Origin of the sequence: Aeromicrobium duanguangcaii, from assembly GCF_024508295.1 — a bacterium.
In the GTDB taxonomy this organism is placed as follows: domain Bacteria; phylum Actinomycetota; class Actinomycetes; order Propionibacteriales; family Nocardioidaceae; genus Aeromicrobium; species Aeromicrobium duanguangcaii.
In genome coordinates this window covers 2,335,091-2,347,567 of sequence record NZ_CP101990.1, presented here as the reverse complement: position 1 = coordinate 2,347,567, position 12,477 = coordinate 2,335,091, and the positions used below count along the sequence as shown (strand labels likewise).

Genomic DNA, 12,477 nt, shown 5'->3' with positions numbered 1-12,477 from the left:
CGATCTGGAGACCATGTCTGACGTCGACGACCTGCTGAACGGACTCGATCCCGAGCAGCGCGAGGTCGCCACGACCCTGCGCGGTCCGCTGTGCGTCATCGCGGGTGCGGGCACCGGCAAGACCCGGGCGATCACCCACCGGATCGCCTACGGCACGGCCACGGGCGTCTACAAGCCCACCGAGGTGCTCGCGGTGACCTTCACGGTCAAGGCCGCGGGCGAGATGCGCGAGAGGCTGCGGGTGCTCGGCGCCGCCGGCGTCCAGGCGCGCACCTTCCACTCCGCGGCACTGCGCCAGGCGCGCTACTTCTGGCCGCGCGTCTACGGCACCGAGTTCCCCCAGATCCTCGAGTCCAAGTTCGCGTTCGTCGCCGAGGCCGCCCGTCAGGTGGGCGTCCGCGCCGATCAGGCGCTGCTGCGCGACCTGTCCGCCGAGGTGGAGTGGGCCAAGGTCTCGAACGTGCGCCCCGACGACTACGGCGCCGTGGCGGTCCGTCGCCAGCGGACGGTGGGCGACATCGATCCGGGTGAGGTCGGCGCGGTCCTGCGATCGTACGAGCAGGTCAAGCGCGACCGTGGCCGGATCGACATGGAGGACATCCTGCTGATCACGGCGGCGATCCTGGCCGACGACCCGGCGATCGCGGCCGAGATCCGGCGTCAGTACAAGTGGTTCGTCGTCGACGAGTTCCAGGACGTCAACCCGCTGCAGTCGACGCTGCTCGACCTGTGGCTCGGCGGGCGCGACGAGGTGTGCGTCGTCGGCGACCCGCGCCAGACCATCTACACGTTCGCCGGAGCCTCGCCCACGATCCTGGGCGACTTCACGACGCGCCGGTTCCCCGACGCGCCGCGGATCGAGCTGGTCCGCAACTACCGGTCCACCCCGCAGATCGTCGCCGCGGCCAACGAGGTCTTCTCGGGCCGTGGGCCGTCGGTGACCCTCGGCGTGCGGCTGCAGTCGCAGAACTCGCCCGGTCCGGCGGTCGACTACCGCCCGTTCGCCGACGAGCCGGCCGAGGCCGACGCGATCGCCGACCGCATCGTCGCCCTGCACCGCCAGGGCGTGTCCTACCGCGAGATGGCGGTCCTGTACCGGATCAACGCCCAGTCCGAGGTCTACGAAGAGGCGCTGGGCCGCCTGCAGATCCCCTACTCGCTGCGTGGCGGCACCGGCTTCTTCCAGCGCTCCGAGGTGCGTCAGGCGGTCACGCTGCTGCGCGGCTCGGCCCGGGCGGGCGAGGGCTCCGGCTCGCTGGCCGACGACGTCCGTGCGGTGCTCGCCGCGATGGACTACAGCGACACCCCGCCCGAGGGTCGCGGCGCTGTCCGTGACCGGTGGGAGTCGTTGCAGGCGATTCACACGATGGCCGTCGACCTGTCGCACGAGCGCCCCGACGCCGACCTCACGGCACTGGTCGCCGATCTCGACCGCCGCGCCGAGCAGGCGCACGCTCCCTCGACCGACGGGGTGACCCTGTCGACGTTCCATGCCGCGAAGGGCCTGGAGTGGGACGCGGTCTTCGTCGCGGGCGCCCAGGAGGGCACGCTGCCGTACATGGCGACGATGGACGATCCGGTCGCGATCGAGGAGGAGCGACGGCTCTTCTACGTGGGCATCACACGCGCCCGCCGGCACCTGATGGTGTCGTGGTCCGCCGCGCGCAAGGCCGGGGGACAGGCGCGGCGCAAGCCCAGCCGGTTCCTCGACCGGCTGCTGCCCGAGAAGGTCCAGGTGTCCCGCGCACCGAAGCGCAAGGTCCGCCTGCCCGAGCCCGACCTCGACTACGACGAGGCCCTCTTCGAGCGTCTGCGCGCGTGGCGCAAGGAGGTCTCGCAGGAGGAGTCCAAGCCGGCGTTCACGGTGTTCAACGACGCCACCCTCAAGGCGATCGCCGCGCTGCGCCCCAGCAGCGGCGAGCAGCTGCTCCAGGTCTCGGGCGTGGGTCAGTCCAAGCTCGAGAAGTACGGCGACGGCGTCTTGGCGATCATCGCCGACTCCTGACGTCCTCGCCCCACCCGAGATTTGCTCCCATTTCGACCTTTCACGACCTCTGAAAGGTGGGAATCAGAGCAAATCTCGGGGTGGGGGGAGTGCGTCAGGCGGGATCGAAGCCCGGTAGGGAGTCCGCGACGATCGCGCGGAAGTGCGCCGTCGAGCCGAGCTGGCACAGCACACCGATGCCGCCGGCCCAGACCCGGTGGATCAGCAGGTAGCCCGGCGGGACGTTGAGCTTGAGGGCGGTGCTCATCCCCTCCTGGCCGGGGGCGGCGAGGCGTTGGGTCTGGCGGCGCAGCCAGTCGCGGTCGAAGGTGAACGTCTCGGTGACGATCGGCTCGACGAGCGGGCTCAAGTAGCGCTCCAGCACGTCCGGGTCGAGCTTCTGTCCATCGCGGAGGAAACCCTCCTGGCGCAGGCCGTCGGCCACGGTCGCGTAGTCGCCGTCGGCGGCCGCGCGCAGCAGCGGGCCCATCGGCGCCGGCAGTCCGTCGGGCAGCCGGGCGACCGCGCCGTAGTCGACGACGCCCAGCCGGCCGTCAGGCAGGATGCGGAAGTTCCCGGGGTGCGGGTCGGCATGCAGCAGCCCGGCTCGGATGGGGCCCTCGAACAGGAACCGCACGTAGGTCTCGCCGAACAGGTCCCGCTCGTCCTGCGTGCCGTTGGCGATGACGTCGGCCAGCGACCTGTCGCCGGGCAGCCAGTCGGTCACCAGCGCCCGCTCACTGTGCTCGAGCGGCCGCGGCACGACGATCATCGGATCGTCCTCGAACGCGTCGGCGAACGTGGCCTGGGCGTCGGCCTCGAGGCCGTAGTCGAGCTCCTCGGCGACCCGCTCCTGCAACTCGCGCACGAGCGCCTTCACGTCGAGGTTGGGCATCATCGTGCCCAGCATCCGGGCGAGGCGGCCGATCTGGCGCAGGTCGGACGTGAGCGCCTCGCCGGCACCGGGGTACTGGATCTTGACGGCGACCTCGACGGGCTCCTCGTCGGGATCGGGCAGGTACCAGCTGTGGTGAACCTGGCCGATCGAGGCCGCAGCCGCGGGGGTCAGCTCGAAGTCGGGGAAGCGGTCGGCCCAGTCGGCGCCGAACTCGCGCTCCATGACGCGGGTGACGGTGCCCGGTCCCATCGGGGGAGCGGCGTCCTGGAGCTTGGTGAGCGCCTCGCGGTACGGGCCGATGATCTCCTCGGGCAGCGCGGCCTCGAAGATGCTGAGGGCCTGGCCGAACTTCATGGCGCCGCCCTTGAGCTGGCCCAGCACGCTGAAGACCTGGTCGGCCGTCCGACGCTGGACGTCGTTCATCACCGCCGACGCGGGAGCACCCACCAAGCGGCGGCCGATGCCCCAGGTCGTGCGGGCGGCGAACCCGGCCGGGAGTCCGGCGAGTCGGGCGCCGCGGCGCAGGGCACTGCCGGTGAGGGGCTTCTCCTGCTGTTCGTCCGCGTCGTCGGCCACGTCGTCAGGATAGTGGCGTCACCCGCATCCGCCCGGTCATGCGGCCAGGAGGCGGCACACGCAGGTGGTGGCGAAGGGGACGGTGCACACCTCGACCTCGGGTGCCTCCGAGCCGACGGAGACGACGTGGCCGACCGCCGGCGGCCGGAGCCCGCGGCGCAGGCAGTCGACCTGACGCATCACCTCGGCGGCCGCACGATGGAGCAGCCACAGCGGGAGCGCCTGGGGCAGCAACCGGACCCGCTCGAACTGCGGCAGCAGGGCAGCCCACGCCGGGTCGGCCGTCGTCAGCTGGGCGTCGAGGCAGCCCAGGCACGGTGTGTCTCCCGGCGCGACGAGCGGTCCGATCCGCACGCGCCGCTCGTCCAGGACCACCGGCAGGTGGACGACCCCGGCGGTCACCAGGTCCTCGAACGCCGACCGGGCGGGCTCGCCCGCGCTGACCAAGATCTCGAGGTCCGGGTCGTCGGGAGGCGACCCGAACCCGTCGACCAGCAGGCCGGCGAACGCGGAGGACGATCGGTCGTGGCGCACGGCGACGGTGGGGGAGTGCAGCGCCGGCTCGGGTGCGATGACGGCGCCGGAGGCGATCAACCGGGCGAGCGTGGCCCCCAGGTCGTCGGTGAACTCGGGGACTCGCCGCTCGACGACGGGACGGAGCCGGTCGACACTCAGCGATCCGTCGAGCAGGCGCAGCAGCCGGGCCAGGCCCGGCCGGTCACGGACGAGCACGCCGGGGCTGGTCCCGATCTGCAGGGTGCGGGCGTCGCGGCGCAGCAGCAGCGCACCGGGAAGAAGTCGGGGTCCGCACGAGTCGGCGCGGTCGAAGGACGGGTGCGGCATCGGTCCATCGTGACCGAGCCGGAAGGTGGTCGGGCCGGTGATCCACAGCCCGCCGGGGGGCGCGATGGGGGCGGCGAAACCGCCCCCATCGCGAAGTCTCAGGCCTTGCCGAGAATGCGGTTGAGCTTCGTCCCACACTCGGGGCAGACGCCCTTGGCCATGCGGGTGCCCTTCTCGCTGACCTGGACTTCACCGCTCGTCTCGCGCTTGTCCTTGCACTTCACGCAGTAGAACTCGCCCGTCCATGTCTCCGCCATAACGGCCTCCTTGCTGATGCCGCGCCGCCGATTGTGGCGCGGGTCACGCTCAGCCTAGGCGCAAAACGGGTGCAAGCAAGGCTGAAGCCCCGCCCGGCGCGCCTTCCCCTTGCGCGTCGGAGCAGGGCTTCAACACGGCTCAAGGTAGAGCCTGATCCGGCTCGAGGTCAATGGTTACCGGAGAGCTCTGTCCACTGCCTGTGGACAACGCTGGGGACAATGCTGTGGGCCACGCCGAGGGGGGTGTGGGAACAGCTGTGGAAAGTCCGGTTGCTCCAGGTCCTCGGAGCCCGCCGGGACGGCGCTGACCTGCGCCGATGCTCCACGAGCCTGTGGATGAGCGACAGGCCGCGGATGTGGCGGCGGCGCTCGACTGCTCGGGTCTGCTGTTGGCGCTCTACCGTGGTCCCATGGGCCAGATCGAGGTGCGGCGCAGCGCGCGCAGGACTCGCACCGTCTCCGCTCGCCGCGAGGGCGGCCGCACGATCGTCATGATTCCGGCCTCGATGAACGAACGCGAGGAGCGCCGGGCGGTCGCCGAGATGGTCGCCCGTCTCGACGCGCGCGACCAGCGGCGCTCGGTGGCGCGCTCCGACACGGCGCTCGAGGAGCGGGCCGCGCGGCTGGCCGCCCTGTACGTTCCCGAGGCTCCCGTGCCCGCCTCGGTGCGCTGGGTCACCAACCAGAACACCCGCTGGGGCTCGTGCACCCCGGAGGATCGCACGATCCGGCTCTCACACCGCCTGCGCGAGATGCCCGATCACGTCGTCGACGCGGTTCTCGTCCACGAGCTCGCGCACCTGGTCGTCGCGGGCCACGGCCGCGACTTCGAGGCGATCGTCAAGCGCTTCCATCGGATGGACGAGGCGATGGGCTTTCTCGAAGGCGCGACCTGGCAGCAGCGACGAGACTCCTGACGGACTCGTCCGTCGACCCGGGCAGCGCGTCCACTCGGAACCAGCGCACGTCGTCGGACTCCTCGGAGCACTGCGGCTGGGCGCCCGCGGGGGCGACCGCCACGAACTGCACGTCGAGGTGATGTCCGCCCTCGTGGCACCGCACCGGGTGCCGCGAGAGCAGCAGCGGCTCCGGATCGATGGTCAGGCCGTCGATCCCCGTCTCCTCCGTGGCCTCGCGCAGTGCCGCGGCCGCGAGGGTGGGGTCGGCCGGCTCGCAGTGGCCGCCGGTCTGCAGCCAGCGACCGAACTTCGGGTGCAGGACCAGCGCCACCTCGGTGTGCTGGGCTGAGACCACCAGTGCGCTGGCCGTCACGTGATCGGGCGCGCAGGCGCGTGCGCCCGGCTCGTCGTGCGCTGCGGCATGAGCGGCGAACAGCTCACGCAGCGCCTGCTGCTCGGCGTCGGGCGGCGACCAGCCCGCCAGCACGTGGCGGATGTCGTCGGTCAGAGTCACCGGGCGTCGTCGGGGCCGGACTCGTCACCCGACTCGTCGTCACTGGACTCGTCGGAGGACAACAACTGCTGCAGGGCGGCGTCGAAGTCGGCGTCGCTCAGCTCGCCGGTCTGCTTGTCGCAGAAGCCGAGCGGGTCGTCGAGGTCCGCGGACGTCGGCAGCAGGTCCGGGTGGCTCCACACGGTGTCGCGCGCCTCGGCGCCGCGACGATCGCGCAGCGCGGACCACAGATTGGCGGCGTCGCGCAGGCGGCGGGGGCGCAGCTCCAAGCCGACCAGCGTCGCGAAGGTCTCCTCGGCGGGTCCACCGGTGGCGCGGCGGCGGCGGAACGCCTCGGCCAGCGCGCCGGCGGCCGGCATGACGTCGGCGGTGGCCTGGGCGACGACCGAGTCGACCCAGCCCTCGACGAGCGCGAGCAGCAGCTCGAGGCGCTCCTTGGCGCGCTCCTGCTCCGGGGTGGGCCGGGGATCGAAGAGGCCGCCGGAGAGCGCCTCCTGCATCGCCTGGGGGTTGCTGGGGTCGACCGAGCGCATCTGCTCCTCGATCGCAGCCACGTCGATGCGGATGCCGCGGGCGAAGTCCTCGATGGCGCCCAGGACGGCGGCGCGCAGCCAGGTCGCGCGGGCATAGAGGCGGTGGTGGGCGCTCTCGCGGAGCATCACGTAGAGCAGGACGTCGGCCTGCGTGGCCTCGAGGCCCTCCGCGAGTGCCGTGATGTTGTGCGGCAGCAGGGCGGCGGTGTGCTCGGGACCGAGCGGCAGTCCGACCTCGGTCGAGGAGAGGACCTCGGTGGCCAGGGCGCCGATCGCCGAGCCGACCTGCTGGCCGAACATGGCGCCGCCGGCCTGGTTGAGCATCCCGACGAGGGGACCGGCCATGGCCTTCGCCTCCGGCGGGATCGCGTCCTCCATCGAGGCGACGACGTGCTGGGCCACGGGCTCGACCATGACCTGCCAGGTGTCCATCGTGTGCTCGACCCACTCCGCGCGGCTCCAGGCCACGGCCGAGGTCGCCCCCGCAGGCAGGTCGGTGACGCGATCGAGCCACATCTCGGCCAGCCGCGCGGCGTCGGCGACAGCGCCGATCTGGCCCGTGTGGGGAGTGGGGTCCTCGCCGGCGGCGGCCACGGCGTGACGGGCCACGTCGGCGGCGAGACGGTAGTTCACGGTGCCCTCGTGCGGCTCGAACATCCGCTGCATCTGGGACATCATCTGGCCGAGGTCGAACTGACCCCCGCCCATCTGTCCGAACAGGCCCTCCAGGGGCGTGCCCTTGAAGGGGTTCTGCGGGTCCTCGCGAGGTTCCTCAGCCATGGGTTCAGCCTAGGCGCTCCCGCCTGACGACACGCCCCGTGGTTTCCCCCTCTCGGGATCGTCCCGGGCGACGGTCCACGCCCGGGCCTTAGGGTGACGGTGTGGCATCCCCGATGCGTCTCAGCCGGCGCACGCTCACTCTCACCGTCGGTCTCTCGTTCCTGACGGTGCTGACCTGTCTCGTGGCGTTCCTGCCCGTCCCGTACGTGACGATGCGTCCCGGGCCGGTCTTCAACACCCTCGGCGACCTGGACGGCACCCCGATGCTGACGTTCGGCAAGGGCGTCCGCACCTACCCGACGGACGGCCGCCTGGACTTCACGACCGTGTCGGTGACGCGGGCGGAGTCCCGCATGTCGCTGAGCGGCGCGATCGAGGGGTGGCTCGACCCGAACGTGGCGGTCGTTCCCCACGACTTCGTCTACCCCGATCGCCAGACGAACGAGCAGTCCCAGGCCGAGGGCGCCGCGGAGCTGGCCAGCTCGCAGGACGCCTCACGCGCCGCGGCGCTGAAGGCGGCCGGGTTCACGGTCAAGGAGCTGCCCAAGGTGGCCCAGGTCGTCGACAAGGGCCCTGCCGAGGGCAAGCTCGAGGCCGGCGACCTCATCCTGACCGTCGACGGCCGCAAGGTCGACGACCAGGCCGCCGTGGGCGAGGCGATCAGCGCCCGCAAGCCCGGCACCGAGGTCACGATCGGCTACCGCCGGGACGGCAAGGACGGCACCGCGACGATCACCACGACCGCGATGCCGGACGACCCGAAGAAGGCTCGCGTCGGCATCTCCGTCGGCACCGGGTTCGAGTTCCCCATCGAGATCGAGAACAACATCGGCGACCGCGTGGGCGGCCCGAGCGCCGGGACGATGTTCGCCCTGGCGATCTACGACGAGCTGACCCCCGGCCCACTCACCGGCGGGCAGAACGTCGCGGGAACCGGCACGATCGATCCCGACGGCAACGTCGGCGCCATCGGCGGGGTCCGGCAGAAGATGGCCGGCGCCGCGAAGGCGGGCGCCGACGTCTTCCTCGTGCCGGCGCAGAACTGCCAGGAGGCGACGGACGGTGGGGACTTCGACATGACGCTGGTCAAGGTCGAGAAGCTGCAGGACGCGATCGACGCCGTCGGCGCGCTCGCGAAGAACCCGAAGACGAAGGTGGCGAGCTGTGAGTGATCCCCGGTTGACCGTCAGCGGCGAGGGCATGGGCGAGGACTCGCCGGTGCGCCAGGCCGCCCTCGAGGTCGAGTCCCACGTCGGCGATGGCGGCTGGGACCAGGCCCCGCGCATGTTCGCGTTGGTGCTGACCGCCGACCTCCTGGCGGCCCAGCCCGAGCTGGCCGACGACCTCGGCGACCCCGAGTCGTACACGCCGATCGAGCAGGAGCTGCCGCCCGGCCGCGAGGTCGAGGAGCTGCTGCCCGAGATCGGCTGGCCGGCCGAGGTGGGCGGCTGCGCCGTCGTCATGGAGCGGCTCACGCTGCCGGCGGCCGCCCAGGACCAGGTGCCCGAGGATCCGGCCGAGGCCATCGAGTTCGCCACCAACCATCCCGATCGCCAGGAGGTGCGGATCGTCGCGGCGGTCCTGCGTGACGGCTCCGCCCACGTGGCGGTGCGGCCGCGGACGCCCGCCGACGCGCCGCTCATCGAGGGCCCGGGCGTGATCCCCGGTCTGGTCCAGATGTTGTCCGAGACGCTCGCCGAGGACGTCTGAGCCTCGTCGCCGCTGACGCGGTCGAACCGGCGTTATCCCGCACCGCGTAGGCTGGCTTCACACCGACCCACACTGCCGTGAGCCAGGAGCACCGTGAGCGACATCTTCGGATCGACACCCCCTCGACGCGACCCCGAAACGCGTTCCGACCGAGGACGTCGGGTTCTGATCCCGACCATCGTCACGCTGGCGGTGCTGCTCGTCGTCGGGTCGCTGTTCGTCAGCCTGTGGACCGAGCGCCTCTGGTATGGCTCGGTGGACTTCCAGGGCGTCTTCACGAAGGTCCTGCTCACCCGCGCGGCGCTGTTCGTCGCGTTCGCCGTGTTCGGCGCCCTCGTGATCGGTGTGAACGTCTGGCTCGCGCACCGCAACCGCCCCAACCCGCTGGGTCTGCGCCGTGACGACCCGGCTGCCCGGTACCGCATGGCGATCACGCCGATCGCGCGCTGGGCACTGCTCGCCGTCGCGGCCTTCGTGGGTCTCTTCTCGGGCATCATCGGCAGCAGCCGCTGGAAGACCTTCCAGCTGTGGCTCAACGGCGAGTCGTTCGGCCGCAAGGACCCGCACTTCGGCAAGGACGTGGGCTTCTACGTCTTCGACATGCCGTGGCTGCAGTTCATCGTGTCGTACCTGTTTGCACTGCTGCTCATCACGGCCCTCGCAGTGGCGTTCGTGCACTACGTCTTCGGCGGGATCCGCCTGGCGTCCAAGGGCCCGAAGTTCAGCCGCGCCGCCCAGATCCAGGTGGCGGTGCTGATCGGCCTGGCGATGCTCGTGCGCGCGGCCCACTACTGGCTCGACCGCTACGCGATGGCCTACGACACCTCCGGGTTGTTCGACGGCATCACGTACACCGCGGCCAACGCCGAGATCCCGGCCAAGAACATCCTCATGGTCGTCGCGATCCTGTGCGCCCTGATGTTCTTCTCGACGATCTTCCTGGGCTCGTGGACGCTGCCCGCGCTGGGCCTGGGTCTGTGGTTCCTCACGTCGCTGCTGATCGGCGCCGCATGGCCCGCGATCATGCAGCAGTTCCAGGTCAACCCCTCCGAGCCGGACCGCGAGGGCCCGTACCTGGAGGAGAACATCAAGGGCACCCGCGAGGCCTTCGGGGTCTCCGAGGTCGGCACCAACGACTACTCCGCCAAGACCGAGCTGACCCCCAAGGAGCTGACCGCCTCGGCCGAGGCCCGCGTCAGCACCCGACTGCTCGACCCCACGCTGATCTCGCCGGCCTTCCAGCAACTGCAGCAGGTCCGCGGCTACTACACGGTCCCGACGACGCTCGACGTCGACCGCTACGCGCTGGGTGACAACCCGCAGCCGCAGGACGTCATCATCGCGGCCCGCGAGGTCGACCTCGAGGGCCTGCAGTCCACGCAGCGCACGTGGTCGAACGACCACACGGTCTACACGCACGGCTACGGCGTGATCGCCGCCTACGGCAACAAGCGCGGCTCGCAGGGCGAGCCGGTGTGGGTCGCCAAGGACATCCCGCCCACCGGCGACCTGAAGTTCGACGGCCCGCCGCGGATCTACTTCGGCGAGAGCTCGCCGGCGTACTCGATCGTGGGTCGCCCGGACGGCGCGGCGCCGATCGAGGTCGACACGCCGCGCGGCGGTGCCTCGGACGAGGAGGGGGCCGAGGACACCACGGCCAACACGTACGACGGCAAGGGCGGCGTGGAGATGGGCTCGCTGTTCCGGCAGGTGCTGTACGCCTTCAAGTTCGCCGAGCCGAAGATCGTGCTCTCGGACCGCGTCAACGAGAACTCCAAGATCATCTACGACCGTCACCCGCGCGAACGCGTCCGCAAGGTCGCCCCGTGGCTGACGCTCGACGGCGACACGTACCCGGCCGTCGTCGACGGCAAGGTCGTGTGGATCGTCGACGGCTACACGACCAGCAACTCCTACCCGTACTCGGAGTCGCGCTCGCTGGCCACGTCGACCAGCGACACCCTGACCGAGGGCGCCAGCCAGATCGCGCTGCCGACCGACCAGGTCAACTACATGCGCAACTCGGTCAAGGCCGTGGTGGACGCGTACGACGGCACCGTCAAGCTCTATGAGTGGGACACCGAGGACCCGATCCTGAAGACGTGGTCCAAGGTCTTCCCCGACGCCGTCGAGCCGAAGTCCGAGATCAGCCCCGCGCTGCTGCAGCACCTGCGCTACCCGGTGGACATGTTCAAGGTCCAGCGCGACGTGCTCAGCCGCTACCACGTGACGAACGCGCAGACGTTCTACGAGGACGGCGAGCGCTGGAAGATCCCCGAGGACCCGTCCGCGGCCGGCAGCACCAAGCAGCCGCCGTACTACCTGTCGACGAGCGGGCCCGGCGACGCGTCGCCGAAGTTCAGCCTGACCTCGGTGTACCTGCCGAACAACCGCCAGAACCTGGCGGCGTTCATGAGCGTGAACTCCGAGGCGTCCGACGTCGAGAACTACGGCAAGCTCGAGATCCTGGAGCTGCCCAGCGACACGCGCGTCGGCGGTCCCAACCAGATCGCGGCGCAGTTCGAGTCCGATGCGGGCGTCCGCGCGGCGCTGCTGCAGTACGAGCAGTCGCAGAACACGCGGATCCTGCGGGGCAACCTGCTGACGCTCCCGGTCAGTGGCGCGATGCTCTACGTCCAGCCGATCTACATCCAGCGTGTGGGCGAGGGCTCGTACCCGGTGCTGCAGCTGATCACCGCGACGTTCGGTGACGGCGTGGGCGTGGGCCAGACCCTCGACGAGGCGCTGCGCGTGGCCTTGGGACTGGAGAAGGGCAGCACGCCCGAGCCCGAGTCCGCCGGTGGTGGCGAGGCCGGCGGCGGTGCCGCCGGCGGTGCTCCGGCAGCGACCAAGACGGCCGAGCAGTACCTGGCCGATGCGTCGCGCTACTACGACCAGGCCCAGGCCGCGCTCGAGGACGGCAACCTGGCCACGTACCAGGCGCGCATCGACGACATGGCCGAGGCGCTGGCCGCGGCGCAGCGCCAGCTGGAGAAGTAGGACCTCCGCCGTCAGTCGGTGGGGGAGTCGGTGACATCGGCGACGGTGGCGCCCAGGGCGGCGATGACGTCCTGGGCCTCCACCGTCACCGAGACGCCGTGGGCGCCGCCGCCGAGCGAGATCGTCCCGGTGACGTGCTCGTCCGCGATGACGGGCCAGGCGTGGGTCGATCCGAAGGGCGTGATCGTGCCGCGCTCGTAGCCGGTCGCCGCGAACGCGTCCTCGGGAGAGGGCATCGACAGCCGCGAGACGCCCAAGGCGTGCCGCAGCTTCGGCCAGTCGATCTGGCGGTCGCCGGGGACGAGCACGAACAGGTGGTCGTCGTCCCCGCGCCGTACAACGAGCGTCTTGACGATCCGGTTGGGGTCGACGCCCCGCGCGGCGGCCGCCTCGGCGAGGGATCCGACCTGCCCGTGGTGCGTCACCGTGTAGTCGATCCCCGCCGCGTCCAGGGCGGCCGTCACGCGCTCCTCACTCATCGCG

At 71.1% G+C, this 12,477-nt stretch carries 11 protein-coding genes; 5 read left to right on the top strand and 6 right to left on the bottom strand.

The window, feature by feature from the left end:
• Positions 1–13 precede the first annotated feature (13 nt).
• On the top strand, positions 14–2,005 hold the full coding sequence (locus NP095_RS11620) for an ATP-dependent helicase (protein ID WP_232418734.1): 1,992 nt from the start codon (positions 14–16) through the stop codon (positions 2,003–2,005).
• Between the two features lie 94 nt (positions 2,006–2,099).
• Here NP095_RS11620 and NP095_RS11615 read toward each other — a convergent pair whose 3' ends face one another.
• The 3 genes from NP095_RS11615 to NP095_RS11605 form a co-directional block, all read right to left on the bottom strand.
• The gene (locus tag NP095_RS11615; protein WP_232418735.1) at positions 2,100–3,458 is read right to left on the bottom strand and encodes an ABC1 kinase family protein; all 1,359 of its coding nucleotides are present in this window, start codon (positions 3,456–3,458) and stop codon (positions 2,100–2,102) included.
• 36 nt (positions 3,459–3,494) lie between these two features.
• Entirely contained in the window at positions 3,495–4,301 is an 807-nt protein-coding gene (locus NP095_RS11610) for a hypothetical protein (protein ID WP_232418736.1), read from the bottom strand.
• A gap of 98 nt (positions 4,302–4,399) precedes the next feature.
• Positions 4,400–4,558, bottom strand: coding sequence for a DUF5679 domain-containing protein (locus NP095_RS11605; protein WP_146827129.1), 159 nt, complete (start codon positions 4,556–4,558; stop codon positions 4,400–4,402).
• A gap of 317 nt (positions 4,559–4,875) precedes the next feature.
• Here NP095_RS11605 and NP095_RS11600 point away from each other — a divergent pair, with 317 nt between their 5' ends.
• Entirely contained in the window at positions 4,876–5,475 is a 600-nt protein-coding gene (locus NP095_RS11600; RefSeq protein ID WP_232418737.1) for a M48 metallopeptidase family protein, read from the top strand.
• Here NP095_RS11600 and NP095_RS11595 read toward each other — a convergent pair.
• Positions 5,399–5,971 (bottom strand): NUDIX hydrolase, encoded by a 573-nt coding sequence (locus NP095_RS11595; RefSeq protein WP_232418738.1) that lies wholly within the window; start codon positions 5,969–5,971, stop codon positions 5,399–5,401. The two genes, NP095_RS11600 and NP095_RS11595, sit on opposite strands and share 77 nt — an antisense overlap.
• Positions 5,968–7,284 (bottom strand): zinc-dependent metalloprotease, encoded by a 1,317-nt coding sequence (locus tag NP095_RS11590; protein ID WP_232418739.1) that lies wholly within the window; start codon positions 7,282–7,284, stop codon positions 5,968–5,970. Before NP095_RS11590 ends, NP095_RS11595 begins: the two co-directional genes overlap by 4 nt.
• Before the next feature lie 101 nt (positions 7,285–7,385).
• Here NP095_RS11590 and NP095_RS11585 point away from each other — a divergent pair, with 101 nt between their 5' ends.
• From NP095_RS11585 to NP095_RS11575, 3 genes are all read left to right on the top strand, one after another.
• On the top strand, positions 7,386–8,456 hold the full coding sequence (locus NP095_RS11585; protein ID WP_232418740.1) for a YlbL family protein: 1,071 nt from the start codon (positions 7,386–7,388) through the stop codon (positions 8,454–8,456).
• A complete protein-coding gene (locus tag NP095_RS11580; protein ID WP_232418741.1) occupies positions 8,449–8,994 on the top strand; it encodes a PPA1309 family protein in 546 nt (181 codons plus the stop codon). The genes NP095_RS11585 and NP095_RS11580 overlap by 8 nt, the downstream gene beginning before the upstream one ends.
• A 93-nt stretch (positions 8,995–9,087) precedes the next feature.
• The gene (locus tag NP095_RS11575) at positions 9,088–11,994 is read left to right on the top strand and encodes a UPF0182 family membrane protein (RefSeq protein WP_256766092.1); all 2,907 of its coding nucleotides are present in this window, start codon (positions 9,088–9,090) and stop codon (positions 11,992–11,994) included.
• Positions 11,995–12,005: 11 nt separating this feature from the next.
• Here the strand turns inward: NP095_RS11575 and NP095_RS11570 are convergent, their stop codons facing one another.
• A complete protein-coding gene (locus NP095_RS11570; protein ID WP_232418743.1) occupies positions 12,006–12,458 on the bottom strand; it encodes an aminoacyl-tRNA deacylase in 453 nt (150 codons plus the stop codon).
• Positions 12,459–12,477 lie beyond the last annotated feature (19 nt).

Coding starts and splice junctions, on each gene's coding strand:
- NP095_RS11600 (WP_232418737.1), top strand. CDS start 4,876: ATGCTCCACGAGCCTGTGGATGAGCGACAGGCCGCGGATGTGGCGGCG.
- NP095_RS11590 (WP_232418739.1), bottom strand. CDS start 7,284: ATGGCTGAGGAACCTCGCGAGGACCCGCAGAACCCCTTCAAGGGCACG.
- NP095_RS11605 (WP_146827129.1), bottom strand. CDS start 4,558: ATGGCGGAGACATGGACGGGCGAGTTCTACTGCGTGAAGTGCAAGGAC.
- NP095_RS11620 (WP_232418734.1), top strand. CDS start 14: ATGTCTGACGTCGACGACCTGCTGAACGGACTCGATCCCGAGCAGCGC.
- NP095_RS11610 (WP_232418736.1), bottom strand. CDS start 4,301: ATGCCGCACCCGTCCTTCGACCGCGCCGACTCGTGCGGACCCCGACTT.